Origin of the sequence: Bradyrhizobium sp. CSA207 (genome assembly GCF_029051685.1) — a bacterium.
In the GTDB taxonomy this organism is placed as follows: Bacteria; Pseudomonadota; Alphaproteobacteria; order Rhizobiales; family Xanthobacteraceae; genus Bradyrhizobium.
The window spans coordinates 87,319-111,880 of record NZ_JAACFT010000017.1 but is presented as its reverse complement, the minus strand read 5'-3'; the positions used below and the strand labels follow the sequence as shown (position 1 = coordinate 111,880).

The following is a 24,562-nucleotide window of genomic DNA, read 5'->3' as shown; positions in this document are numbered from 1 at the left end:
GCCTACCGTCGGGCGTAGTTACGAAATAGCTGAGGTCAGAACGCGAGGCTGCTCCGGGGCGCTGGAAGAAGTACAATCTGATGGCAAGATCCGCCTCGTCTTTAGAGAAGAGGCTGTCGGTTCTGCTCATGTCTACGCTTTCTGCATCCGGGATGATCTGCGATCAAGCAGTGACGGACGCACGTGAATCCGCCGGCCCGAGAGGCATAGGATTTACCGATGCCGCTGACTATCCTGGATCGTTCAGGCGTAATTTCCTTAAATTGGGACACGTTGAGACTAAGCGGCCTCAGCGTTCGTGAGCCCGCTCCGTAAACGCCACATTCGAGACCATCTGCACAGATGGCGGCATAGATGGGCGCGTGCGCCAATTTCATTCCGACAGCGCAGAAGGCTACGGCGGTTACGCCAGCCTAGAAGACACCTGCATTAAAGATGGCTGTCGGTCAGACTGCAACGTCTGCTCGCGCGGCGCATCGATATTTAGCGACAAATGAATCGACCGGCCCTCCTGGCTGGTCATCCGTCACGCATCTCAGATCGGAGCCGCCAGCTGAAAATCTCGCAGCTCGGATGCTGGCGTGCGTCAGGAAGTAGTATTTGCATGTTTCCAACTCATCACGTCCTAGCGCAGCAATTTGCAGATCATCCGGTAATCTATTTCCTGCGGGGCCAGTTCAACCATGACGCGATCGGAAATCTTATGGCCTTGCCTTCAGGGCAGGGCCTCGCGAGCGATCTCAGTTCGAGCCCGCACACAGGGGGGCATCTCGGAAGTTACTACGACGGGTTTTCTAAGTATCTTGAGGCGGTCAAAGCGTCTCCGAGATTCGGTGCGGCTCTCGCCGGCGATAAACTGGCGCTGGACGAACTGGCTTCCGACGTGAGCGAGCTTGTCGCCGCTGCCAAGTACGCACTGGGGAACGGCCATTTGTTTGCCAATACCCCCACGGGAATGACGCGTGAAGAGGCAAATGAAGAGAACGAGAAATGGTTCGCGAACTGGAGGAAATATGCCGCCGACAATCAAGCGCAGATCCGGCAGATGCAGGAGACCATCCACCAGCTTCACAGCGCCGGTCAGCGCAATGCGGCTTTGCGTTGGCCGCTTCTCTCTCCGACCAGCAGCCTTGGCTTGGCGGACAGGATCGAAATCTTCAAGAGAGACCCGAACGGCTCTCCTATCTCGCTGCAATTCACCGCGGTCGGCCCTGTTCCAGGTCTTCCGGGCCTCATTCCGACGGTTGTCGACACTCGTCTGCCGGGCTTCTTTCCACCTCCTCTTGAGGGGCTGAATCAGCCGGAAGGGTTCACGCCGAGCAATCCGCTTCTCTCCTATGGACTGCGGGGATTTCCGGTTTCCAATCCGGCGCTGGAAGGGCTTGGGCAACTACCTCCCAGCACCGCCGTCCCGAACGATCCTTTGGTTCTCAAGTTCGATCCGGCCACTGGAGCTCCCCTACCATTCTCCGAGCGCTCACCGATCCTCGAGCCGGACGCCCCTTCCGTCGGCACGCCGCCGAATGCACTGTATGGTGTGGCGGCACTCGCCGCGCTCACGGCAGTAGCCCCGGAATTCTTGGCCTTATGGGGAGTGCTAGGCGCTGCGAGGGCAGCGTCGGCTCGCGGGGCCGGCGCGGAGAGCGGAGCAGAGAGCAGTGCCGGTGGCGTCTTCTCTGCAGGCACAACTCCTTACAACGCATTCGTCTCGAGCAATGCTACCCCTCGCATAAGCGAAAGCAACTCTCTTTGGTCTGCGCCTGGATCGCCGACCGACGACAAGGCGCTTGATCGTGAAGCAGCTCATGCCAGCAACTTTGCCGATCGCTTCGGAAACTGGACCGACACGCCGGCTGGCAGCATGCCGGCCCAGCCATCGAACACCCAAGAAGTCCCAGTCCCTCCTGCCGCAGGAACGGTCGCGCCCGAAGAGGTTCGGCGTCTCACACGCGTGAACGCGTCCAATGCGGGTAGCGTGTTCGTGTCAGGGAGCGCGCCAGTCCCATATCTGCCTTCCACGGAATTCAACGACCGGTTTGGCAACTGGACCATGCCGATCGCTGACGGTCGACCATCGCAGATGAGCAAGCCGATCGGTATGTTCGGGGATGAGCCGAGCTACCTCATTCCGCCACCGATCTTCGGAGTGGATGGCCCAGGCAATCCGCGCAATGACGCTGAGGAGTGGTTCTCGCGCTGGATACGGCCGTTCCTTCGGCCGGAGTAAAGATGGTTATGGAGTCGTGTATGCCATTCGAAGTCGGTCGTTTGACTCGTCGGGCAAAACACTGCCAGAATGGCATCGTCGAAAGAGTTCGGGACCAGACCCGCGGTGGTGCCGCGGGTCTCTTTTGTTGTGTGCCGAGCATGATCGACAGTTTGGAGGTGAAAGTCTTCTATCCAGCCTGGCGGCGAAGGATTAGCAAAGCGCAAGGGCTCCATCGCGAGGTGGGGTCTGAAGGAAGCGTGGAGCAAAGCTGCGCCCGATGGACAAACACCGGATAACGAATGAGCCAGAAAAATCCGAAATCGAGCACAAGGCGATCCAATCCGGACCAGCGCAAGTTTTATCATATCACCTTTGACTACCTCAGAGGCGGATCGCTTGGATTCCACATGGAGAACGAGGGTGTTCTTCCGGATGAAGTGGGAGGTCTGACGGGTATGATCGAGCCTCCGCGGTTCATGTTCAAAAAATCGCTCGGGCGTATGCCGCGGGATCTAGAAATCTATCGCAGATATTGGCTGATCTCCGACCGGGCGAAGCTCGTGTTCGAATCCATCGATCCGGAAGGTTTTTCATTCGTACCGTGCACTGTGCGCACCCCGCGAGGTGCTTGGGAGGGATCGCCTTACTGGCTTTGCGACGTTGTCCGGGTTTTAGACGCACTGGATGAGTCAAAAACGCGGGTGAAGAGTAGCATCCGCGATGATCGACGCTATGAAGACTTCGGCAGAAAAGTCTACGAGTTCACCGGGGAGACCGAGCTGATCTTCAGGGAGGAAGTCATCGGCAACGCGCACATATTTCGGATGGCGTATTATGACAGTCGCATCATATGCGATGGAGAATTGAAAGACGCCTGCAAGTCAGCAGGGCTGAAGGGGTTATTGTTCAGAGACGTTCTGACCCTTGGTCACTTCTTCTAGCAACTGAGCTGTTCGGGACGGTTGCCTGGGCGTCATCCCCTGGCCGAGAGCTTGTTTCGTGGTCATGCTTGGAAACATGAACCGAGAAAAACTTACGGCAACACCAGTACTACGTCCTTTCTTGACACGTTGCCGTCGTTCGCTGCGGGTGCAGGATTGAGTGAGGCTTTGCGTCGGTTGCGAAGCTGACCCTACCCTTATGCTTCGCGGTAAGTTCGCCTAAAGGTCGAATATCAGAGAGCTCGCAAGTTACCTTAGCTCCCTGGGCGCGCTGTACCCGCTTGCGTTGACGGCGCAAACGGCGATCCGCATTTCGGCGGCAGCTCGCTTCCTTCGTGACCGTTCCCAAAGGTCCGGTGAAGTTCCCAACCAGCCAAACGAGTCCGCCAGGACGATTCAACCCGGCTCGAAATATCGAGCATTGGGGGCCTAAGCATGTCAATTCTGATAGACCACCACATTATTCCGAAGCAATTCGAGAACCACCGCGCATTTAGGGGCATCGATAGGCAAAAGCTTGGAGTTCACGTTCCCGGAAATCGGATTTATTTGCCGGCCGATCATGGGCTGGCTAAAAGAATGGGCATATCGCCGCATCCCGGCGGGCACATGCCTGAATATTACGAGTCCGTGGATAGAGTGCTCAATCAAATTGAACAAATTGCCGACCCGGAAATTCGTGCTGCAGAAATAGAAGCCTTGATCGACGCGATGCGGATCGGTTTCACAAAAGGCGATCTTTACACCAATGTACCAATTGGAAAGACCCGCGAAGAAGTCATCAGCGCAATCAAGCGAGTGGTCGAAAACTATAGGACGTATCGTGAGGGCAATCCGGCTCAGCTCCAAGCTTCGCGAAATCTCTCACGGGAGGGCTCAGAGACAGGACAGAGTCATCTGATCCAATGGTCGGCAATCCTACGGAATGCCCTGAGAGAGAAGCAGCTGAGTGAGGCAATCACAGAGAATCCCAGCGTCAATATTACTTCGAGAAATCGAAATTTGGGCGGCACAGGCTGGGAATCCAACTTCACAGCGGCTGACGACATTTTCCGCTTACCGCCATCAGCACCGATTAATCCGGGGGATGTTCCATCGCTACCGGCCTTTGCTCCGCCTTCTCTCGCCGATCTTAGCAAAACAGAGGGGCTTACGCGAATTGACCCGCGCCTGGCCAATGGATTGCCAGGTTTTCCGGTGCTGAGTCCGAATGAGCAACAACTCAGTCAATTGCCGCCGACAACGGCAACGCCGTCAGACCCATTGGTTCTCAGATACGATCCGGCAACCGGGGCGCCACTTCCATTTTACGAGAATTCGCTGATAGGCTATCCGTCGGCAAACGGCTCATCGCTGGCCCAGGATCTTCTGCCGTGGTTGGCCGGAGGGGCCGCTCTCGGTATAGCGGCCCCATTCATTCCCGCTTGGCTCCTCCTGTTAGGAGCAGGCGTCGCGGCAGGTACTAGCGTTGCAAGGGCGCAGGACATCAGGGCCGATGCTACAGGGGGCGCGGCCACTACCGGCGGAGGCGTGTTCTCGACGGGAGCACCTGCGTACAACACGTTCGTCGATGCCCGTGTTGCAGGAAGCACCACTAACGGCGGCTATCCCGCCTCATCGACGTTCGGTGCTCCGCTGACCGCATCGGCGTCGCTTGATCAAGATGCAGCTCACGGCAGCACCTTTGCCGATCGCTTTGGAAACTGGACCAACACGCCGGCCGGCACCATGCCTGCCCAGCCATCGAACACACAAGAAGCGCCAGCCGCTCCTGCCGCAGGAACTCTCGCGCCCGAAGAAATTCGACGCCTCACCCGAGTTAGCGCGTCAAACGCGGGTAGCGTGTTCGTGTCCGGGAGTGTGCCAGTCCCATATCTGCCTTCCACGGAATTCAACGACCGGTTTGGCAACTGGACCATGCCGATCGCTGACGGTCGACCATCGCAGATGAGCAAGCCGATCGGTATGTTCGGGGATGAGCCGAGCTACCTCATTCCGCCACCGATCTTCGGAGTGGATGGCCCAGGCAATCCGCGCAATGACGCTGAGGAGTGGTTCTCGCGCTGGATACGGCCGTTCCTTCGGCCGGAGTAAAGATTGCTTACAGAGCCGTGCGTATGCCAGATCGATCGTTTGACTCGTCGGGCAAAACACCGGCAGAATGGCATCATCGAAAGAGTTCGGATCAGGCCCGCGGGATGTCGCGGGCTTTGTTTGTTTCGACGGTGCGCGAGAGATCGTGCGCTACGTCGTCCCAGCCGGTCCGAACCACGCAGTCAAGGCCTGCGCAAGTCCGTGCCGGCTCGCATCACCCACCCAGGCCACGTGACCATCGGGCCGCACCAGCACCGCTTGCGGCGCGGCGACCTGTCCGATCGCCAGAAGCTGCCACGGGCCGTCGTAGCTGGCGTCGATGCTGTCGACGCGATCGGCCCATGGCGTGATGTCGAGGGCGCGCGCCTCGGCAAAATTGAGCAGCACGGGCCGGGCGCGATGCAGCAGCGTGAACAGTCTTTGCGGGCGGCCGTGGACCACGAGGTCGAGATCGGGCATGCGGCGCCCGAGCAGCTTGTGTCCTTCGCCGAGATCATAGTGAATGTCGAGGCCCGACATCATCGCGCCAATGCGCCGGCGCGGCTCGTCCATGGCGAGCAGTTCGGACATGACTTCGCGTGCGGCAATGAGGCCGTCGTCGGCGCGACGGAGCAGGGCGATTTGCGCCATGGTGTTGCGCAGCACGCGCGCGGCGACGGGATGGCGCTCGGCGTGATAGGTGTCGAGCAGGCTCTCCGGCGAAACGCCCTTGACCACCTGCGCCAGCTTCCACCCCAGATTGACCGCGTCCTGCACGCCGGTGTTGAGGCCTTGCCCGCCGACGGAGTGATGGACATGCGCGGCATCGCCGGCGAGCAGCACGTGCCCCTTGCGGTACGACGCCGCCTGCCGGCTCACGTCGGTGAAGCCGGAGATCCAGGAGGGGCTATGGAGTCCAAAGTCGGTGCCGTACACGGCGAGGAGAGCGTCGCTGAGATCGCGCAAGCCGGGCTTGCCGGTGCGCTCGAGCGTCGCTTCCGTCACGACGACCAGCACGCGCCCGCTCTCCGATTTGCTCAGGCCATGAAAGCCGAGCGTGTCGTGACGCAGGCCCCAGGCCGGCTCCGCGCTCATCTCGACCTCGGCCATGAGGTTGCTGAGCGTTGGACCTGAGCCGACGAAGTCGATTCCGGCGGCCTTGCGCACCAGGCTGCGGCCGCCGTCGCAGCCGACCAGATAGTTTGCTCGCAGCGACCCGCCGTCCGACAGCGCGACGTCGACGCCGGTCTCGTCCTGAACGAAGCCCGTCACCTCGCGCTCCCGATAGATCGGCACTGCGAGCTCGCTGGCCCAGTCGGCCAGGATGCGCTCGATCTGGCTCTGCCGCAGCGCGAGCCCGCACGCGTGCCGGGTTGGGAGGTCGCTGATGTCGAGCCTCGTCCAGGCGAAGCCTGCGAGCTGGGTGACTTGGCCTTCGGCGAGGAAGCGGCCAGCTACGCCGCGCTGATCGAGGATCTCGATGGTGCGCGCGTGCAATCCGCCGGCGCGCGTGCCGACCAGCTCCTGGGTCGCGCGCCGCTCGACGATGGCGACGTCGATATCGGCGAGCGCGAGCTCGGCCGCGAGCATCAGCCCGGTCGGGCCGCCGCCGGCGATCAACACCGCATGTTTGGTCGGCGCCGAGTTCCTTGCGGTGCGCTCAGTCCGGCCGCGCGGAAGCAGTACAGACATCTCGTGACCCCTCGAGTTGTGCTTGGGCCGGGGGTTCTACGCGATGATCAGGGACTTGAAGCAAGCCCCTTGCGCACCACATATCAAGCTGGGAGGACAGGCTGTTCTGTCGTGTCCGACGATGTTTGACACGTCGGGCAAAACACTGGCAGAATGGCATCATCGAAAGAAGCTTGGTTCAGCCCGCGTGGAGCAATCTGCGGCGGGCTTTTTCATTTTTGCTTCGTGTGACGGCAGCCTCGCTCAACACAAGGTTTGACTCGTCGGGCAAAACACCGGCAGAATGGTATCATCGAGACGAGTTTGTTGAGCCCGCGCGGAGCAATCCGCCGCGGGTTCTTTCGTCTCGGTTCGCAATCGGACGGCGACCGCATTACGGCCACGCACTCGCAGAACTGGAGCGCCGATCGGCGCGCCGCCGTCCGAACCTGTTTATTGGCCGTGCACGCGCGAACGTGCCGGCCCGCGGCGCTGGGCCACTCGCTCCGCGCCGCTGCGGTCCCCGGATGACACGGGGATAGGGTTCGCGCCCGAAACGATCGCGCTTCGTCTCGCGATCTGCCGCACCGTTGTTTTCATGGAGAAGCGATGACCGCGTACCTGATATCGCTCGCACTTGCGGGCCTGTTCGCGATTGCCTTGTGTGAGACGTTTTCATGAGTGACGACATCGAATGCAGGCATGACGGTGGCCCCGTCCGCCTGCCTGCCGCCAGGAGAGCGTCCAAGGCACGGACGCTGACCGAAATCCGCTCGTTGGCGCGCAGTCACACCCGAACAGCCATCAGGGTTCTCGTCGGTATCATGCGCAGCGATGATGCAACGCCGGCCGCGCGCGTTTCCGCGGCCAATGCCATTCTCGATCGCGGCTGGGGCAAGGCTACGCAGCCGATCGAGAATGGCGACGGCGGGTCGCTGGAATTGGTTCACCGAATCGAGCGCATCATCGTGCATCCGCAAAGCGCTGGCGGCGCCGGTGCCGGGGGCGTGACGTCTGAGCTGGCAGAAATCTCGATTCGGAATTTCGATTGATCGTTTGACTCGTCGGGCAAAACACTGGCAGAATGGCATCATCGAGATTCAGTTGGTTCAGCCCGCGCCGAGCAATTGGCCGCGGGTTTCTCGTCTCGAAAATCCTCTCGCTAGTTCTTGGTCGGCATACCGGTCCGGCGTTGCCCGGGTGTAGTCGCGCTGCACCTTGGTCGCTGCAATAGGACAGCGTTCGGCCCTCGCCGGTGAAGTGTCCATCCTTGATGATCCAGCGGATGACGGTCTTGTCGTCGATCTTCTTGAACATCAAAATTCTCCCGGTCTGGCGTAGAGCCATATATTGCGCGCTGACGGCCTCCTGGCCTCGAGGCGCCTGCAGTGGCCCGCCATGCCCGGCGCGATGACAATCGATAGAGCTCAGATCAGCTCTTCTTGTTGCGTTCGCGATACAAGCGTGCAGCTCGTCCGGACTAAACCTCAGAATAGTAGATCGACCATGGGTTGAGCAAGCGACGTGCGTTTTGGCTAACTGGTTTGCCCTCGATCCATTCAACGAAGTGGAAAGACAGATGTCTTGGGAAGATGCCCTGCGACGAATGCTGCCACCGACCGACGGTTTCCAACCGCACACTACTAGCCCATACGGCGCAATTCGGGACCGTGGAAGGCGCACGGGCCTGCGATGAGGCGAGCGAGCGCATCCATTGTCCATCCTGAAAATACCAACCGCTGAGATATTCGAGCCGCTGTTGAAACCCGCGCGCTATAAGGGCGTTTATGGCGGGCGCGGCTCGGGCAAATCGCATTTCTTCGGCGAGCTCTTGGTTGAGACCTGCCAGGCCGAGCGCGGCACGCTCGCGGTCTGCATCCGCGAGGCGCAACGGACGCTGGCACAGTCTTCCAAGCGGCTGATCGAGGGCAAGATCGCGAGCCTCGGTCTCGGCCACGGGTTCAAGTTCTTCAGCGACAAGATCGAGACGCCCGGCGACGGGTTGATCATCTTTCGCGGGCTTCAGGATCACACGGCGGACTCGATCAAGTCATTGGAGGGATTCCGCATCGCCTGGATCGACGAGGCGCAATCTCTCAGCGCGCGCAGCCTCGCGCTGTTGCGACCGACCATCCGCGCAAAAGATTCCGAGCTGTGGGCGAGCTGGAATCCGCGGCGCAAGAGTGATGCGATCGACGACTTTCTGCGGGGGCGCCGACCGGACGGGTCCGTCATCGTCAAGGCGAACTGGCGCGACAACCCGTGGTTTCCCGATGTGCTCGAGGAGGAGCGGTTGCTCGACCAAAAGCTTTATCCGGAGCGTTACGACCACATCTGGGAAGGCGAATATGCACGCGCCTTCGAAGGCGCCTATTTCGCCGCGCTGCTGTCGGAGGCGCGCGCGCAGGGTCGGATCGGAAAAGTCGCTGTGGATCCGCTGTTGCCGCTGCGTGCCTTCATCGATATCGGTGGCGCTGGAGCCGCGGCGGATGCCTTCACGATCTGGATCGCGCAGTGGGTCGGGAACGAACTCAGAGCGGATTTCCAGCACTTGCGCCGGTGGCGGAAGAGCGTGGAACAGGCGCAGAGCTACACATTCAAGGCGGTGATCACAGTGATTGCCACCGGTCTGATGGGAGCCGTCTGGCTCGGCGTCAAGGTCGTATTGGGCAAATAGACCTACACGGTGGGGAGGCTGGCGTCGCTGGCGCTCAGGATCAGCCAGTCGCATTGGGCATGCGATGTATGGGGCATTCGATGTACAGAATTTGTATGGTCGATGCGGGTGAAGATGAGATTGCCGAGACTCTCGGCGATCTGCACCGGCTGACATTCCTCGATGGTGCAACCCTGCCACGGTTTGAGCTGGGTGCGTGGTGGCTCGCCTATCATGATGATCAGGCGATCGCTTTCGCCGGCGTTGTGCCGTCGACTCACGCGCGAAAGAGCGGGTACTTCTCCAGGGTCGGTGTCCTACACCGGCATTGGGGGCGGGGGCTCCAGCTCAGGTTGATGCGAGCCATCGAGGCGAGAGGGCGGCGTATCGGATGGAACAGCATCGTCTCGGATACGACGGACAATCCGGTGTCTGCCAATAATTTTATTCAGGCGGGCTATCGGCTTTACGAACCCAAGGTGCCGTGGGCCTGGTCGCATACGCTGTACTGGCGAAAGTGGCTGCGCTGAGCGATGGAGCAGGGTTTCCCGTGATGCGGAACGTGACTCTCGTAATGTAGAATGGCGCGCGAAGACCTGGCGCAGCATGTTCAACGGCCCGGCAGCCCGACGGCTGCCGGGCCGTTTCGCGTTTTGAGGCGAGGTGAGCGAAGCACTTGCGAAGTCCGCGGCGTCAGGCTTTAAGTTTGTTCTTGCAGGAAAGTCGGCGACCACAAGCCGATATAAGGGAGCCCTATCGATGCCCACCAAGCCTCAATTGCCGGAACGTTCGCCGCGGACGACGGGAGCGCCGACTGCACTTGATGGTCTGCTGGTCGTTGACTTTACGCGCGTTGTGGCGGGGCCGGCCTGCACGCAGACGCTTGCCGACTTCGGCGCCCGCGTCATCAAGATCGAGAACCCGGACGGCGGCGACGATACGCGCGCCTATGAGCACGCTGAGATTGGCGGCGAGAGCGCAGCCTATCTCAGCCTGAACCGCAACAAGCAGGACATCGCGCTCGATCTGAGCGTGCCGGAGGCATGCGACGTGGCGCGGGACCTGATCCGCAAGGCGGATGTGGTCGTGGAAAATTTTTCGAGCGGGGTCATGAAGAAGTTCGGCCTCGATTACGAAGCGGTCGCGCCGCTCAATCCGCGGCTGGTCTATTGCTCGATCTCGGCTTATGGGCGCACCGGGCCGTTTGCTTCCCGTCCCGGTTTCGATCCCATCACCCAGGCCGAAAGCGGGTTCATGTCGCTCAACGGATTTGCCGATGGCCCGGCAGTTCGTACCGGCCCACCCATCGTGGACATGGCAACGGGCATGTCAGCGTGCAATGCCATCCTGCTGGCCCTGCTTGCGCGGGATCGGCTCGGTCGCGGCCAGCATGTCGAGGTCGCCCTGTTCGACATCGCTATGGCGATGACCGGCTTCTATGGTATGGCCTATCTGATCAATGGACAAAATCCAGGTCGGTTCGGCAATTCGCCAAGCGGCTCTCCCACTGTCGGCGTCTACGAGGCATCTGACGGGCCGCTCTACATGGCCTGCGCCAATGACCGGCTCTATCGCCGCCTGGTGGTCGATGTGTTGAAGCGGCCTGATCTCATCACCGATCCGCAGTTCGCCACGCGAAAAGCACGCTCCGAGAACAAGGAGCTGTTGCGCGCGACCATTGCGGCGGTCTTTGCAAGCGACAGCCTCGAGAACTGGGTGGGGAAGATGAAGCTGGCTAATATCCCGGTCGGCTATCTCCGCACCGTCGAGGAGGGGTTTAATGCACCCGAAGCGCGTGAGCGCCATCGCCTGAGTAAGATCCGACATCGCACGGCGGAATGGGTCCCCAATATCGAGCCGCCGATTACCATGAGCTTCACCACGGCGGTTGATCCCGTGGCTGCGCCGCTGCTGGGTGAGCACACAGAGGAAGTCTTGCGCGAGACGCTTGGTTATGACCCGCGTCGGATCGCTGAGCTCGTCCGGAAGGGCGCCTTGGGGCCAGGGAAAGCCGCAACGTCGACGTGAGCGAAGTGGCTGGTCCGGTCGCATGCAGCAGTCGTGCGCGCCTTTGATTTGCATCGGCTTGATTTAGTCAGGTTCCGGCCGCATAACTGTCTGAAAGCGAGGGACAGGAATGGCGCCTGGTCAAGAGCCGAGCATGGGTCAGTCCACCGGGCCGGAAGCCGGCGAAAGCGCCTATGCGACGATTGTCGCAAGGGCCCGGATGCTCCTGCCGCGGCTGCAGGAACGGGCGGCCCGGACCGAAGAACTGAGGCATCTTCCGCCGGAGACCGAGCGGGATCTCCACGACGCCGGTCTGTTCCGGATGCTCCAGCCGAAGCGCATTGGCGGCTCCGAGCTCGACTATGTTGCCTTGGTAGACTGCGCCGAACTGCTGGGACAAGCCGATGCGTCCGTGGCCTGGAATCTCGCCAACCTGGCGAGCCACCATTGGATGCTCGGCATGTTCGATGCGAAGGCGCAGGATCTGGTTTGGGGAAGGGATGCCGACGCGCTGATTGCATCGTCATTCATCTTTCCTGCCGGCCGTGCCACCCGGGTGAAGGGCGGATACCGGCTGCACGGAAGCTGGCCGTTCTCTTCCGGCGTCGCCTCCTGCGAATGGAACATGCTTGCAAGCGTGGTCTATTCCGAGGACGAGGCAGACGGCATCGAGTATCGGATCTTTCTGCTGCCGAAGAGCGACTACAACGTACTCGATACCTGGAACGTCACGGGGCTGCGGGGTACGGGTTCTTGCGACGTGGAGGTCAGGGAAGCCTTTGTGGCGGACCACATGACGGTCGCCGTCGGCGAGCTCGCCGGCGGTCCGACGCCGGGAAGCAACGTCAATCCCAATCCGCTGTACGCATTGCCGGTGTTCTCGCTGTTTCCCTACGTCCTGTCGGGAGTGGCTCTCGGGAATGCACAGGCATGCCTGGACGACTATGCTGAGGTCGCACGTCATCGCATTTCCACCTACAACCGTGCCAAGCTGAGTGACTTTCAAAGTACCCAGATCAAGATCGCGGAGGCGTCGGCCAAGATCGACGCTGCGCGTCTGATCATGCGTTCGGCCTGTATCGAGGCCATGGAGGCCGCGCGGCTTGGCCGTATTCCCGACACGGCGACCAAGACCAGATATCGGCGCGACGGGGCTTTCTCGGTCAATCTGTGCACCGATGCAGTGTCGATGCTGTTTGCGGCGAGTGGAGCGCGCGGTTTGTTTACGACGGGGGTGTTGCAGAGGCAATTCCGCGACGCGCATGCGATCAATTCGCATCTCGCATTCAATTTCGACACGGCCGGAACCAATTATGGACGTGTGGCGCTTGGCCTGCCGTCCGAAAATCTCACGCTGTGAGGCCGGCCGATGAATGATCTGCCGAAGCAGCCGGCTGTCCCTGATTCAGCCAATGAACTTGCGAGCGATAGCTCGCCGATCGATCCCCGCGATTTTCGCAACGCGCTCGGCTCATACGCCACCGGCGTCACAATCATCACGGCCGCGGCGCCTGATGGGAAGCCCTACGGTCTGACGTGCAATTCGTTCGCTTCGGTGTCGCTGAATCCTCCACTGGTTCTGTGGAGTCTCGTTGTTTATTCATCGAGCCTGACCGTGTTCCAGAATGCTAGCCATTTCACGGTGAACGTGCTCGGCGCGTCGCAACAGGCGCTGGCCAACAAATTCGCCAAATCCTCGGACGACAAATTTACAGGCGTTGACTGGACCCCGGGGCTCGGCAGCGCTCCCGTACTTGCCGAGAGCGTCGCCAATTTCCAATGCCGTTCCGTCAACCGCTACTATGGCGGCGATCACGTGATTTTCCTCGGCGCGGTCGAAGCCTATACGTACAATGCCAAAGAGCCGCTGCTCTTCGCGCGTGGGGCGTTTGGCAGGTTCTTGGCGGATGGTGAACTCAAAGCGTAACGCGTTTCAGATCGCTCTCGACTGCTCAAGGCTCTGCGGCTGAAAGCTTGTAAATCTCCAGTGCGTCGGCATCCGCGCCGCGCGCGGCCTTTGCCAGCCTGAAGATTTGTCCGGCGAGTGAGGCCATTGGCACGGGCGTCGATGTCGCCCGGGCGACGTCGGCGACTGTATCGAGGTCCTTGAGCATCGTTGCGATGTGCCCAAGCGGCGGCGAGTGAATGCCCTGAACCATCCGCGGCACGAAAAGCTGAAGCGGAATCGAATCGGCGAAGCCGCCGGCAAGCGCTTCGGGCAGTCGACCGGCGTCGATTCCAGCATTCGTCGCAAGGCGCGTTGCCTCGGCAAGGACGGCCATGGCACATCCGACGATCACCTGATTGCAGAGCTTTGTGGTTTGACCGGCTCCGGTGGGACCCATGTGGGTGAATCTGCGCGCCATGGCGAGGACGTAAGGCCGCACCCTTTCGATGTCCGCCGCGTCTCCGCCGGCCATAATGGCTAGCGTCCCTTCCTCGGCACCCCTGGTGCCGCCCGACACGGGCGCATCGATCCAGCCTGCGCCGTTCGTCTCTCTCAGTCGCGATGCGAGATCGCGCGCGGCATCGGGATGGATCGATGAGAAGTCCACCACCAGCTTGCCTGCACCGGGCGCCGCTGAAAGGCCTTCGGCGCCGAAAAGCACCTCCTCCACGGCAGCGGCATCTGTCGCGCACATGAAGGCGATGTCCGAGTTGGCGAGGACGTCGCGCGGCGCCGTTGCGCGCCTTGCGCCGACTTCGACGAGAGGTGTGACCTTGCCGAGCGAGCGGTTCCAGACGGTGACCTGATGGCCGGCCGCCAGCAGGCGGCGGGTCATCGGCGTCCCCATGAGTCCAAGACCAAGATAGCCCAGCCTCTCGACGCGTTGCGGGTTTGTCCTGATCGCGTCAGCCATAGGTTGCCTCCTTCTATCGCGGCGCAACGGCCCGAGACCGCCGCCGTACCTTACAGGGTACATTTCGCCGGGAAACCGGCCCGTCTGCATGGCTTGCTTGATTGTTTGAACCATGAAACATTTGGCCTGGTCGGGTTGGGTGGCGCTGTCGGCGCCGGAGCAACGGAGTGGGCGCGATGCGAACGGTTTCGACGTGGATGCTGGCATTGGGAGCGGTGGCGACCGTGTTCGCGACCGGAGGTCCCGCACGGGCGCAGCAGACGATCCGCGTCGGTTGGACGATCCCCGCCGAAGAATCCAAATACTGGATGATGCGCAGGCCGGCCGAATTTCCCAATATCGGCAAGACCTACAACATCGAATGGACCCAGTTCCAGGGCACCGCGCCGATGACGCAGGCGTTGGCAGCTGGAGCGCTGGATTGCGCAACGCAGGCGCCGCTGTCGCTCTCCAATGGTGTGGTCGGCGGCAATCTCAAGGCCTACATCGTCGCACAGCACGTGTTCGAGAAGCCCGGCGGATTCTCGGTTTATTGGGCGGTGATGGATGACTCCCCGATCAAGACGATCGCCGACCTTAAGGGCAAAACGGTCGGGATTTCCGTGATCGGCGGCGGGACGCAAGGGCCGTTCAATTTGCTCCTGAAGCAAAATGGTGTGGATCCGTCCAAGGATATCAAACTCGTCGAGGTCGGCTTTGCCGTCTCCGAAGACGCCCTGCGCCAGGGCCGCGTCGATGCGGTCAACATGAATCAGCCATTTGCCGCGCGCGCGGAGGCGAAAGGAGGCACCCGCAAGCTCTTCTCGCTGTCGCAGGTCATGCCGAATATCGTGCACATCCTGGAAGCCTGCCGTGCCGATTTCGTCGACAAGAATCCCGAGGCGGTCAAGGCTTATGTCCGCGACATCACCTCGGGCATGAAAAAGGCACTGGCGAACCGCGAAGAGACTTTGAAGGTGGTGTCGGAGGTGTTGAAGGCGCCGGTTCCGGTGCTCGAGACATATCTGCTCAAGGACAATGATTTCGGCCGCGACCCGGGTGCGGCGCCGAATTTCCCTGCGATCCAGAAGATGCTGGACATCTACGCGGAGACGGGAATGCTGCCGAAGCTGGATGTCGCGCAGTTCAAGCATCCGACGATCGTCGCGCCACTGCAGTAGGCGATCGGCCGTTGGTTGGATCAACCCGGTCGTAATGCCCCGCCATGGGCGGGACATTGCGTGAAGATGATGCAAATATGAAGAAGTTGCGATCACGGATAACGACTGACGGACTTGACCGGGCTCCGCATCGCGCGTTCATGCGCGCGATGGGCCTGGACGACGCGGCAATTGCCAGGCCGATGGTCGGCGTCGTCAGCATGAAGGGCGAGCAGACGCCCTGCAACATGACGCACGACTTCCAGGTGGAAGCGGCCAAGGCGGGGATCGAGGAGGCCGGCGGCACGCCGCGGGAGTTTTCGACGGTTTCGGTGTCCGACGGCATCAGCATGAATCACGAGGGAATGAAGTTTTCCCTGTTTTCGCGCGAACTGATTGCCGACTCGATCGAGGCCGTCGTTCATGGTCTCGCCTATGACGCGCTGATCGGCTATGGCGGGTGTGACAAGACGCTTCCCGGCGTGATGATGGGGATGGTCCGCTGCAACGTGCCGTCCATCTTCATCTACGGCGGCAGTGCGCTGCCTGGCCGCCTGGATGGACGAACTCTGACCGTGCTCGACTCCTATGAAGCCGTCGGCAGCTTCATGACGGGAGAGATCGATGGGGCCACGCTCGAACGGATCGAGCGTGCGTGTCTTCCGACGATCGGAGCCTGTGCCGGCCAGTTCACCGCGAATACCATGGGAATGGTGTCGGAAGCGATGGGTCTCACCATTCCCAACGTCTCGATGGTACCCGGTGTCTATACCGAGCGCGCACAGATATCCCGGGGCGCCGGACGGCTGGTGATGGAGATGCTGGAACGTGGCGGGCCGCTGCCACGCGACATCGTGACGCGCAAAGCGCTGGAGAACGGCGCGGCAATCGTCGCCGCGACGGGCGGTTCGACCAATGCCGCGCTGCATCTGCCGGCGATTGCGAACGAGGCCGGCATCCCGTTCACGATCGATGACGTCGGGGAGGTCTTTGCCAGGACGCCATTGATCGGAAACCTGCGTCCCGGCGGCAAGTACACGGCGAAGGATGTCTACGACATCGGCGGCGCCGCCGTTGTGATCCGAGAGTTGATCGAGAGCGGACACATCGATGGCAGCTGCCTGACCATCACGGGCCGCACACTTGCGGAAGAATATGGCGCGGCCAACGCACCCGATGGAGAGGTCGTCTACACGGCCCGCGCCCCGATCATGCCCGATGGTGGCGTGGCGGTGCTTAAGGGGAATCTCTGTCCCGACGGCGCGGTGATCAAGGTTGCAGGTCTGAAGAGCCAGTTCTTCGAAGGCGTGGCGCGCGTGTTCGAGGACGAGGAAGCTTGCGTCGTAGCGGTACGCGACCGCAGCTACACGGCAGGCGAGGTTCTGGTGATCCGCAACGAAGGGCCGGTCGGAGGTCCCGGCATGCGCGAGATGCTCGGCGTCACTGCGTTGATCTACGGACAGGGTATGGGCGAGAAGGTGGCCTTGATCACCGATGGACGCTTCTCCGGCGCGACCCGCGGCATGTGCATCGGCTATGTGTCCCCGGAAGCCTTTGTCGGGGGCCCGTTGGCACTTGTTCGCGACGGGGACAGGATCCGGATTGACGCGGCCGGCCGCCGTATGGATTTGCTGATCGGCGAGCCGGAACTTGCGGCGCGACGGCATGATTGGAAGCCACGGCCGCCACGTCATCGCGCAGGTGCGCTCGCGAAATATGCGCGACTGGTTGGCCAGGCACCCGGTGGAGCGGTGACGCATGACGGCCCGGCAGAATGGCCCTGGTTCGAATGACGCGCCGCACCTGTGCGAAAATGGCCGCCTATTTGGCAAGTTTCTTGCTAAGCTCGTGCCGCTGATGGAGGACATTCAGCAGATCGGTTGCGCAACGTTCGCGCGCCAGTGAGGCGAGAGACGGGATGAAGGTAGTGCCTTCGAGATCGAGCGAATGGGTGAAACCGGTGACGCCACAAAAGCCGGCTTCTGCAATCATCGAGATCGACCAGGTTTCGCAGGTATTTCAGACCTCGTCGCGCAAGGATCATCTGGCTTTATCGGACATCTCCTTGACGATCGAAGAGAGAGCTTTCGTTTCCATTCTCGGTCCGTCCGGCTGCGGCAAGTCAACGCTGCTCTACATCGTCGGAGGCTTCGTGAGCCCGACCAGCGGCGCAGCAAAGATGAAGGAAAAGGCGATCACCGGGCCCGGCCCGGATCGCGGACCGGTGTTTCAGGAGTTCGCGCTGTTTCCCTGGAAGACCGTGCTTGGCAATGTGATGTATGGCCCGCGCCAGCAAGGCGTGCGTGCCGCTGAGGCCGAAGCACAGAGCCGGGCTTTGATCGAAATGGTCGGGCTCAAAGGCTACGAGAATTTCTATCCCAAGGAACTGTCGGGCGGCATGAAGCAGCGCGTAGCCCTGGCCCGGACGCTGGCCTACCACCCCGAAGTTCTATTGATGGACGAGCCGTTCGGTGCGCTCGACGCGCACACCCGGACGCGCTTGCAGAATGATCTCCTGAACATCTGGGAGCGTGACCGCAAGACAGTGTTGTTCGTCACTCACTCAGTCGATGAAGCCGTCTTCCTGTCGGACAAGGTCGTGATGATGTCGAAGTCTCCCGGCCGTATCCGGCAGGTCATCGACATCGATCTGCCGCGGCCGCGTCGTCGCAGCGAGCTATTGCTTGACGCCCGTTACCAAAAATACGTCGTCGACATCGAGCGCATGTTCGATGAAAGCGACGAAGCCGGATCACCGTCATGATGTCGCCGGCTGCCCTGGCCAGACGTACCGCCCCGGTGTTCGCCTGCATCGGGCTGCTGGCGATATGGCAAATCGCGTCGCTCGCGCTGAAGAACGACAGCTTTCCGACCGCGATCGAGGCGATCCGTGCGATCCCGGACATCCTCGGCGACAAGGAGGCGCTGATCAACATTCTGGCGTCGCTTCGCCGTATGGCGATCGGGTTTGGTGTCGCGGTGCTCTTCTCGATCCCGCTGGGACTATTGATGGGCCGCAGCCGCGCCGTCGCGGCGTTCTTCAATCCGCTGCTGATGATCATTTATCCAGTGCCCAAGGCCGCCCTGATGCCGATCATCATGCTGTGGCTCGGTGTCGGCGACATCACGAAGACGCTGGTGATCTTCCTCGGTGTCAGCCTGCCGGTGATTTATCACAGTTTTGAAGGGGCCAAGGCTGTCGAAGAGAAGATGCTGTGGTCCGGCGCGGCGATGGGGCTCTCACCCCTGCAGCGTTTGGTCCGGATCGTGCTGCCGGCAGCGCTGCCGGAGATTCTGACCGGGTGCCGCACCGGGCTGGTACTGGCGCTGATCACAATGATCACCAGCGAGATGATCGCCCGCCAGTCCGGCGCCGGGAATATCCTGTTCAATGCGCTCGATATGGGCCAGTACGACACGGTCTTTGCGATGATCGTCATCGTTGGGGCGATGGGAATTTGCCTTGATGCGGCCTTCGAGCGGATCCGCGCAAGGCTTGTGCGTTGGTCCGAGCCTCAATTCGACCTGCCGCTGAGCTTCTCATGACCTCACGACTCCTCCCGACAAATGTCGCTCTTGGGCTCGTGCCAATCGTGTTGGTGATCGCGGTATGGCAGGGCCTCGTGTCATCCGGCCTTGCGCCCGCAGCCTTGCTGCCGCCGCCAGGAGCGGTCTTCGGGCGACTGCTCCAGCAACTCGTGACGTGGACGTTTCAACAGGAGATCGCGGCGACTTTGATCCGGCTGTTTGCCGGCTTCGCGATTGCGGTCGTGCTTGGCGTGGGTGTCGGCATCGCCGCCGCCGCCAGTCCTGCGATCAATGCCATAGTCCGCCCGATCGTGCGCGTGCTGGCGCCTTTGCCGAAGGTCGCGCTCTATCCGGCGCTTCTGCTGCTGCTCGGTTTCGGCCATGGATCGAAGGTCACCTTGGTGGCCGCGGACGCGCTCTTTCCGATTTTGCTGTCTACCTACTATGGCGCGTCGACCGTCGAGCAGAAGCTGATCTGGTCGGCCATGGCGGCGGGGACACCGCGCTACGAGATCCTCTTCAAGGTGGTGCTGCCCGCAGCGATGCCGTCGATTCTGACGGGCTGCCGCATCGGCCTTGTCATTTCCTGCATCGTGGTGTTTCTGGCCGAGATGATCACGTCGACGGACGGGCTGGGCCATGCCCTCGTGACGGCGGCCCGAACGTTTCAGGCGGTCGACATGTTCGTACCGTTGATTACGATCTCGCTGCTTGGTTTGATCCTGAACGGCCTGTTGGGGGCCTTGCGATCGTACCTCTTGCGGGGCTTTCCCGAAGCGTGATCTGACCGAACAAGAAACCACGATACCGGGAGTGAGACATGCTGGCTGATCGCATCGAAGCAAAATGGATCGACGCATTTTGCGAGATTTTTGAACGATGCGCGGTCAAGGCCGGCGATACCGCGGCGATCCTGTCGGAAACGCAATCGCGCGCACTGAACGTGCATCTGGCCGAGCTTGCTCTGCTGCGCATGGGGGCGCGGCCGTTCCATCTGGTGCTGCCGACCCCGCGCAACCGGCACGTGGTCCCGGTTCGTTCGACAGGGGCGAGCGAGGCGATTCAGCGGCTGACTCCGGTGGTCAGCGCACTTCAGCAGGCCGGGTTCGTGGTGGACTGCACCATCGAAGGCTTGATGCACGCGGTCGAGACGCCCGAGATCCTGAAGGCCGGTGCGCGCATCCTGGTGATTTCCAACGAACATCCCGAGGCGCTGGAGCGGATGGTGCCGGATCCCGCGCTGGAAAAGCGCGTTAGGGCGGCGGCCAAGATGCTGCGCGGGACCAAGCGGATGCGGGTTACCTCAAGGGCTGGCACTGCGCTCGATGTTGATATGGTGGGAGCTTCCACGGTCGGGGTGTGGGGCTGGACGGATAAGCCGGGCACGCTGGCGCATTGGCCGGGTGGAATCGTGGTCAGCTTTCCCAAAAGCGGGACGATCAACGGTGCGCTGGTTATGGCGCCAGGCGATATCAATCTCACTTTCAAGCGTTACCTGACGTCGCCAGTGAAGATGACGCTGAAGGATGATTATGTCGTCGAGCTGGAAGGCGAGGGCACGGATGCCGCGATGATGCGCGCGTATCTGGCCGCCTGGGGCGATCGCGAGGCCTATGCCGTGTCGCATGTCGGGTTCGGCATGAACCCCGGCGCGCGCTACGAGGCGCTGTCGATGTACGACCAGCGCGACACCAACGGTACGGAGATTCGCGCAGTCTCCGGCAACTTCCTGTTCTCGACTGGCGCCAACGAATTCGCCGGCCGCTACACGGCGGGTCATTTCGACCTGCCAATGATGGGAACGACCATCGAGCTCGATGGTGTCGCGGTGGTGCGGGAAGGCGTGCTCCAGGACGTCTTCGGCTAACGATCAAGTATTGGCGGGCGGGCAAGCCCGAAGTGCCTGAGCAGTTCGACCATGGCTTTGAGCCGTTCCAGGCGGTAGGCGTCGACGTCAAGGCCGGAATAATCGAGGAAACCCGCTCCCGTTCGCAGGCCGATCTTGCCTTCCTGCATGTTCCGCGAAATCACCTCCGGCGCGCGATAACGATCGCTGCCCAGGGCGCCTTCGAGATAGCGGCTGGCGTAGTAGAGAATGTCGCCTCCGCCCCAGTCGATGAATTCCAGCAGTCCGAGCACGGCGTAGCGGAAGCCAAAGCCGTAGCGGATCGCCTTGTCGATCTCCTCTGCGCTGGCGACACCTTCCTCGACCATGCGCGCGGCTTCATTCATCGCAAGCGCCTGGATGCGTGGCACGATGAAGCCGGGCGTCGCCGCGCAGACCACCGGGACCTTGCCGATACCCTCCAGCAACACCTTGACCTCATCGATGATGGCGGGATCGGTTGCTTTGCCGGGCGAAACTTCCACCAGCGGGATCAGATAGGCCGGATTCAGCCAGTGCACATTGAGGAAGCGGCGAGGGCTTTCGACCGCGCTGGACAGATCATCGACGAGGATGGTGGACGTCGTCGATGCGATGATCGTGTCGGGACGAACCTGCCTCGAGGCAGAGCCCAGCACCTCGCGCTTAAGCTCGACGATCTCAGGAACGCCCTCAAAGACCATTTGGGCATCGGATAGTGCCGGCTCGCTGCGGCTGGTCGGTACCACCGCGACCCGCGCGACGAGCGGAGCGACGTCTGCTTCGGTCAGCAGCCCGAGGCTCGACAGGCTGGCAAATGTCTTCCCGACTTCGCCGAGTGCGTCCGCTTCCAGCCTGGCGAAGTCTTCTGCGGAACGGGCCTTGACGTCGATCATGGTGACGCTGTGTCCCGCATAGGCGAACGCGACGGCGATGCCGCGCCCCATGCGGCCAGCGCCGAGACAGGCGATATTGGCGCGAGGCGTCATCGGTCAAAATCCCTTGCGAAGCAGCGTCTGCAGTTCGGCTTTGCCGAGGTTGCCAAGCCCCAGCGTTTCCAGTGTTCGGCCGCCTTGCGCAAAATCCTCACCGCAGATCGCGCCGCCGATCGCCAGGAACGCTTTCGCCAGTGGCGTCGCCACGCCGGCCTTCGCGGCGACGGAGACCAGCAGCGACAGCCCGAGCCGCAGATCCTCCCGCATGTAGCGATGCTCAGTCAGGACGACGCGTTCGCGCCAGTCGCCGGAATCTGTCAGCCGGTCATGCGAGCCGCGGCCATACATCCAGATCTCGCCTTCCTTGGCATAGTGATGAGCAAGCGGGAAATGCGGCGCGCCGTATCCGAGCGCCTCACGCACTGCGATCCGCTCGGCATCGAGCGTGTCTGTGACCCGCCGGATCGCAGCTTGAGTTCCCTCCTTGTGAATATCCCACTTTTCGAAATGTTCGATAGGGCCTGCGTTCATCACGATCAGTGGTGGATGGATGATGGGGCCGGCATTCATCAGCGCGCCGGAAAGTGCGTCGCCGCACGGTTCGATCACGCCAGGAAACGCACGTCCGACCACCTCGATTGCGTGCGGCGCCTGATCGAGCGGAAACACGCCGACCGGCAGCCGCTTGGCGCGGATGGTGATCGCGACCTCGAACGGCCCGTGCTTTCGGGTCAGCCACGGCAACGTACCCGTTTCCGCAAAGCTCGCCTTGGCGCGACTGCCGGCATCCCGTGCAGCTTGCGCGAAGATCATCGAGCCGAAAGTTGCCGGTGGTAAAAACACGACCTGGCCGTCCCGTAGGTGCGGAGCAAGCAGGCGGGCAATGTCGGGCTGCGCGAAAGCAGGGGCAGGACACAGGATCAGTTCGGCGCCGCCGACGGCTTCGGCCAAGTCGGTCGTGACGAGTGCGAGCTCGAGGTCGTGGCGGCCGTTGTGGTCCTTCATCAGGATGCGAGAGCCGGCGGCGCGATGGGCCGCGACTTTATCTGCGTCGCGGCGCCAGAGCCGGACCTCATGCCCCGATAGTGCAAAGTCGCCCGCGGCTGCAAAAGAGCCGTTCCCGCCGCCCAGAACCGCAATCTTCAAGATGCTTCTCCCTGCGCGCGAGACTGCGCATCAAGCTGCTTCAGCAGGAAATGCTGGACTTTGCCCAGCGCCGTGCGCGGCAGGTCGGCGACGAAGACGACATCGCGCGGAACTTTGTAACGCGCGAGCTGCGCCTGAAGGTGTGTTCTTAGTTCGTCGGCTTCAAGCCGGGACCCGGATCGCCTGATCACATAGGCGACCGGGACCTCATCCCAGCGCGGGTCCGGTCGGCCGATCACGGCGCATTCGCTGACATCAGGATGTTCCAGCAAGACGCGTTCGACCTCGGCTGGATAGATGTTCTCGCCGCCGGAAATGATCATGTTCTTCTTGCGGTCGCGGACCCAGAAATAGCCGTCGGCGTCGCACAGGCCGATATCGCCGGTGCGATACCAGCCGTCCTGCAACGCATCGCGCGTGGCGTCCGCATTGCCCCAATATTCGAAAAACACGTTGGGGCCGCGCACCGCGATCTCGCCTGGTGTGCCCGCCGGCACTTCGGTGCCGCCCTGATCGATCACCTTGGCCTCGCAGCACAAGCCGGTAAGTCCGGTCGATCCCGCGCGAGAATGATCGCCGCCAAGCCGCGTGTAAATTGCAATGGGGCAGGTTTCGGTCGAACCGTAGACCTGAAGCACTGGAATACCGCGTGCGACGAAGCGATCAATCAGATGCGGTGGTACGATGGTCGAACCAGTCGCGACAGCCTTCAGCGACGAGAGCTCGGTGGTAGCCCAGTCGGGATGGTCGCTCACGGCCTGAATGATGGCCGGGACCATCACCGTCAGTGTCGGCCGCTCCTGCGCGATGGCGGCGAGCGCAGCCTCTGGCGTGAAGCGTGCATGGATCGTGACGGTCGCACCAAGCTGGAGCGCCGGTGTGGTCTGGATGTTGAGGCCGCCGACATGGAAGAACGGCAACACGGTCAGCACGTGGTCGTTGGACGTCATGTTGTGCATGTGCTGGCTCATGATCCCGTTCCAGAACAGCGCGTCCTGACGCAGCACGGCGCCCTTCGGTCGTCCGGTCGTCCCTGACGTGTAGACGATGAGGAGCGGACAGGAGAGGTCGGTGTGCGGGTTTCGTGCACTACCCTCACCGCGTGCCAGCAGACTTTCAAATATTGCGCCGCGAAGCGGGGTGAAGTCAAAGCCGATGACGGCTGTTCCCAGCGAGGTCCGCTCCAGCTCGGGAAGCACTTCCGCAAATGCTTGCTCGAGTACCAAAACCTTGGCGCCAGCGTCCGAGAGGATGAAGAGTTGCTCGGCGACGGCCAATCGCCAGTTCAGGGGCACCAGCATCGCGCCGAGCCGTGCGCATGCGTAGAGCAGGACCAGATAGTCCGGCCGGTTCAGGCTCAGGATAGCCACGCGGTCGCCCCGGCCGACGCCGAATTCCTGCTTCAATGCCGTCGCGATCCGCTCTATGCGCGCGGCCAACGTGGCATAGCTCAGCCGGTCCCCTTCGAAGGCGATGGCTGTCTTGTCTGGCGCAAACGCCGCGTTGCGATCGATCAGACTACAGAGGTCCAC

General features: G+C 61.7%; 20 protein-coding genes and 1 pseudogene. 15 read left to right on the top strand and 6 right to left on the bottom strand.

The window, feature by feature from the left end; translation table 11 throughout:
- The first annotated feature begins 604 nt into the window (after nucleotides 1–604).
- The 3 genes from GWG65_RS20475 to GWG65_RS20465 all read left to right on the top strand — a co-directional run bounded on the left by GWG65_RS20475 (nucleotide 605) and on the right by GWG65_RS20465 (nucleotide 5,244).
- The gene (locus GWG65_RS20475) at nucleotides 605–2,227 is read left to right on the top strand and encodes a hypothetical protein (RefSeq protein WP_275197348.1); all 1,623 of its coding nucleotides are present in this window, start codon (nucleotides 605–607) and stop codon (nucleotides 2,225–2,227) included.
- 281 nt (nucleotides 2,228–2,508) lie between these two features.
- The gene (locus tag GWG65_RS20470) at nucleotides 2,509–3,150 is read left to right on the top strand and encodes a DUF1629 domain-containing protein (protein ID WP_275197347.1); all 642 of its coding nucleotides are present in this window, start codon (nucleotides 2,509–2,511) and stop codon (nucleotides 3,148–3,150) included.
- Between the two features lie 435 nt (nucleotides 3,151–3,585).
- Nucleotides 3,586–5,244: an AHH domain-containing protein gene (locus GWG65_RS20465; protein ID WP_275197346.1), complete on the top strand. Its 1,659-nt coding sequence runs from the start codon at nucleotides 3,586–3,588 to the stop codon at nucleotides 5,242–5,244.
- A gap of 150 nt (nucleotides 5,245–5,394) precedes the next feature.
- Here GWG65_RS20465 and GWG65_RS20460 read toward each other — a convergent pair whose 3' ends face one another.
- Complete coding sequence (locus GWG65_RS20460) at nucleotides 5,395–6,915, bottom strand: FAD-dependent monooxygenase (RefSeq protein WP_275197345.1); 1,521 nt, start codon at nucleotides 6,913–6,915, stop codon at nucleotides 5,395–5,397.
- A gap of 656 nt (nucleotides 6,916–7,571) precedes the next feature.
- Between GWG65_RS20460 and GWG65_RS20455 the strand changes: the two genes are divergently transcribed.
- The 6 genes and pseudogenes from GWG65_RS20455 to GWG65_RS20430 all read left to right on the top strand — a co-directional run bounded on the left by GWG65_RS20455 (nucleotide 7,572) and on the right by GWG65_RS20430 (nucleotide 13,484).
- The gene (locus GWG65_RS20455; protein WP_275197344.1) at nucleotides 7,572–7,946 is read left to right on the top strand and encodes a hypothetical protein; all 375 of its coding nucleotides are present in this window, start codon (nucleotides 7,572–7,574) and stop codon (nucleotides 7,944–7,946) included.
- Nucleotides 7,947–8,608: 662 nt separating this feature from the next.
- Nucleotides 8,609–9,229: pseudogene (locus GWG65_RS40455) on the top strand (phage terminase large subunit); the annotation flags it as partial.
- Nucleotides 9,230–9,651: 422 nt separating this feature from the next.
- On the top strand, nucleotides 9,652–10,080 hold the full coding sequence (locus GWG65_RS20445) for a GNAT family N-acetyltransferase (RefSeq protein ID WP_275197341.1): 429 nt from the start codon (nucleotides 9,652–9,654) through the stop codon (nucleotides 10,078–10,080).
- 229 nt (nucleotides 10,081–10,309) lie between these two features.
- A complete protein-coding gene (locus GWG65_RS20440; RefSeq protein WP_275197339.1) occupies nucleotides 10,310–11,578 on the top strand; it encodes a CoA transferase in 1,269 nt (422 codons plus the stop codon).
- 109 nt (nucleotides 11,579–11,687) lie between these two features.
- Nucleotides 11,688–12,917 (top strand): acyl-CoA dehydrogenase family protein, encoded by a 1,230-nt coding sequence (locus GWG65_RS20435; RefSeq protein ID WP_342760656.1) that lies wholly within the window; start codon nucleotides 11,688–11,690, stop codon nucleotides 12,915–12,917.
- A 9-nt stretch (nucleotides 12,918–12,926) separates the two neighbouring features.
- Nucleotides 12,927–13,484, top strand: coding sequence for a flavin reductase family protein (locus tag GWG65_RS20430; RefSeq protein ID WP_275197337.1), 558 nt, complete (start codon nucleotides 12,927–12,929; stop codon nucleotides 13,482–13,484).
- 25 nt (nucleotides 13,485–13,509) lie between these two features.
- On the opposite strand, the gene GWG65_RS20425 is transcribed toward GWG65_RS20430, so the two are convergent.
- Nucleotides 13,510–14,418: an NAD(P)-dependent oxidoreductase gene (locus GWG65_RS20425; RefSeq protein ID WP_275197336.1), complete on the bottom strand. Its 909-nt coding sequence runs from the start codon at nucleotides 14,416–14,418 to the stop codon at nucleotides 13,510–13,512.
- Between the two features lie 176 nt (nucleotides 14,419–14,594).
- On the opposite strand from GWG65_RS20425, the gene GWG65_RS20420 reads away from it, so the two are divergent.
- Both GWG65_RS20420 and ilvD read left to right on the top strand, forming a co-directional pair.
- A complete protein-coding gene (locus tag GWG65_RS20420; protein ID WP_275197335.1) occupies nucleotides 14,595–15,578 on the top strand; it encodes an ABC transporter substrate-binding protein in 984 nt (327 codons plus the stop codon).
- A gap of 77 nt (nucleotides 15,579–15,655) precedes the next feature.
- Complete coding sequence (gene ilvD / locus GWG65_RS20415; protein ID WP_275197334.1) at nucleotides 15,656–17,350, top strand: dihydroxy-acid dehydratase; 1,695 nt, start codon at nucleotides 15,656–15,658, stop codon at nucleotides 17,348–17,350.
- 28 nt (nucleotides 17,351–17,378) lie between these two features.
- Here the strand turns inward: ilvD and GWG65_RS20410 are convergent, their stop codons facing one another.
- Nucleotides 17,379–17,549: a hypothetical protein gene (locus GWG65_RS20410; protein WP_275197421.1), complete on the bottom strand. Its 171-nt coding sequence runs from the start codon at nucleotides 17,547–17,549 to the stop codon at nucleotides 17,379–17,381.
- On the opposite strand from GWG65_RS20410, the gene GWG65_RS20405 reads away from it, so the two are divergent.
- Genes GWG65_RS20405 through GWG65_RS20390 form a run of 4 tightly spaced genes read left to right on the top strand, consistent with a single transcriptional unit; the run spans nucleotide 17,476 to nucleotide 20,952 of the window.
- Entirely contained in the window at nucleotides 17,476–18,321 is an 846-nt protein-coding gene (locus tag GWG65_RS20405; protein WP_275197333.1) for an ABC transporter ATP-binding protein, read from the top strand. The two genes, GWG65_RS20410 and GWG65_RS20405, sit on opposite strands and share 74 nt — an antisense overlap.
- Nucleotides 18,318–19,103 (top strand): ABC transporter permease, encoded by a 786-nt coding sequence (locus GWG65_RS20400; RefSeq protein WP_275197332.1) that lies wholly within the window; start codon nucleotides 18,318–18,320, stop codon nucleotides 19,101–19,103. Before GWG65_RS20405 ends, GWG65_RS20400 begins: the two co-directional genes overlap by 4 nt.
- Complete coding sequence (locus GWG65_RS20395) at nucleotides 19,100–19,867, top strand: ABC transporter permease subunit (protein ID WP_275197331.1); 768 nt, start codon at nucleotides 19,100–19,102, stop codon at nucleotides 19,865–19,867. The genes GWG65_RS20400 and GWG65_RS20395 overlap by 4 nt, the downstream gene beginning before the upstream one ends.
- A gap of 38 nt (nucleotides 19,868–19,905) precedes the next feature.
- Entirely contained in the window at nucleotides 19,906–20,952 is a 1,047-nt protein-coding gene (locus GWG65_RS20390) for a peptidase M29 (protein ID WP_275197330.1), read from the top strand.
- On the opposite strand, the gene GWG65_RS20385 is transcribed toward GWG65_RS20390, so the two are convergent.
- From GWG65_RS20385 to GWG65_RS20375, 3 genes are read right to left on the bottom strand one after another with little or no spacing between them, the layout of a single operon-like run.
- On the bottom strand, nucleotides 20,949–21,938 hold the full coding sequence (locus GWG65_RS20385; protein ID WP_275197329.1) for a 3-hydroxybutyryl-CoA dehydrogenase: 990 nt from the start codon (nucleotides 21,936–21,938) through the stop codon (nucleotides 20,949–20,951). The genes GWG65_RS20390 and GWG65_RS20385 overlap by 4 nt on opposite strands.
- Nucleotides 21,939–21,941: 3 nt before the next feature.
- Nucleotides 21,942–23,030, bottom strand: a complete 1,089-nt coding sequence (locus GWG65_RS20380; protein ID WP_275197328.1) for an NAD/NADP-dependent octopine/nopaline dehydrogenase family protein — start codon at nucleotides 23,028–23,030, stop codon at nucleotides 21,942–21,944.
- Entirely contained in the window at nucleotides 23,027–24,562 is a 1,536-nt protein-coding gene (locus tag GWG65_RS20375; protein WP_275197327.1) for a long-chain-fatty-acid--CoA ligase, read from the bottom strand. Before GWG65_RS20375 ends, GWG65_RS20380 begins: the two co-directional genes overlap by 4 nt.

Excerpts from the sequence above, each read along its gene's own strand:
- GWG65_RS20390 (WP_275197330.1), top strand. The coding sequence starts at position 19,906 with ATGCTGGCTGATCGCATCGAAGCAAAATGGATCGACGCATTTTGCGAG.
- GWG65_RS20430 (WP_275197337.1), top strand. The coding sequence starts at position 12,927 with ATGAATGATCTGCCGAAGCAGCCGGCTGTCCCTGATTCAGCCAATGAA.
- GWG65_RS20385 (WP_275197329.1), bottom strand. The coding sequence starts at position 21,938 with ATGACGCCTCGCGCCAATATCGCCTGTCTCGGCGCTGGCCGCATGGGG.
- GWG65_RS20410 (WP_275197421.1), bottom strand. The coding sequence starts at position 17,549 with ATGATTGCAGAAGCCGGCTTTTGTGGCGTCACCGGTTTCACCCATTCG.
- GWG65_RS20475 (WP_275197348.1), top strand. The coding sequence starts at position 605 with ATGTTTCCAACTCATCACGTCCTAGCGCAGCAATTTGCAGATCATCCG.
- GWG65_RS20455 (WP_275197344.1), top strand. The coding sequence starts at position 7,572 with ATGAGTGACGACATCGAATGCAGGCATGACGGTGGCCCCGTCCGCCTG.
- GWG65_RS20435 (WP_342760656.1), top strand. The coding sequence starts at position 11,688 with ATGGCGCCTGGTCAAGAGCCGAGCATGGGTCAGTCCACCGGGCCGGAA.
- GWG65_RS20460 (WP_275197345.1), bottom strand. The coding sequence starts at position 6,915 with ATGTCTGTACTGCTTCCGCGCGGCCGGACTGAGCGCACCGCAAGGAAC.
- GWG65_RS20400 (WP_275197332.1), top strand. The coding sequence starts at position 18,318 with ATGATGTCGCCGGCTGCCCTGGCCAGACGTACCGCCCCGGTGTTCGCC.
- GWG65_RS20445 (WP_275197341.1), top strand. The coding sequence starts at position 9,652 with ATGTACAGAATTTGTATGGTCGATGCGGGTGAAGATGAGATTGCCGAG.
- GWG65_RS20420 (WP_275197335.1), top strand. The coding sequence starts at position 14,595 with ATGCGAACGGTTTCGACGTGGATGCTGGCATTGGGAGCGGTGGCGACC.
- GWG65_RS20440 (WP_275197339.1), top strand. The coding sequence starts at position 10,310 with ATGCCCACCAAGCCTCAATTGCCGGAACGTTCGCCGCGGACGACGGGA.
- GWG65_RS20470 (WP_275197347.1), top strand. The coding sequence starts at position 2,509 with ATGAGCCAGAAAAATCCGAAATCGAGCACAAGGCGATCCAATCCGGAC.
- GWG65_RS20395 (WP_275197331.1), top strand. The coding sequence starts at position 19,100 with ATGACCTCACGACTCCTCCCGACAAATGTCGCTCTTGGGCTCGTGCCA.
- GWG65_RS20405 (WP_275197333.1), top strand. The coding sequence starts at position 17,476 with ATGAAGGTAGTGCCTTCGAGATCGAGCGAATGGGTGAAACCGGTGACG.
- GWG65_RS20425 (WP_275197336.1), bottom strand. The coding sequence starts at position 14,418 with ATGGCTGACGCGATCAGGACAAACCCGCAACGCGTCGAGAGGCTGGGC.
- GWG65_RS20465 (WP_275197346.1), top strand. The coding sequence starts at position 3,586 with ATGTCAATTCTGATAGACCACCACATTATTCCGAAGCAATTCGAGAAC.
- ilvD (WP_275197334.1), top strand. The coding sequence starts at position 15,656 with ATGAAGAAGTTGCGATCACGGATAACGACTGACGGACTTGACCGGGCT.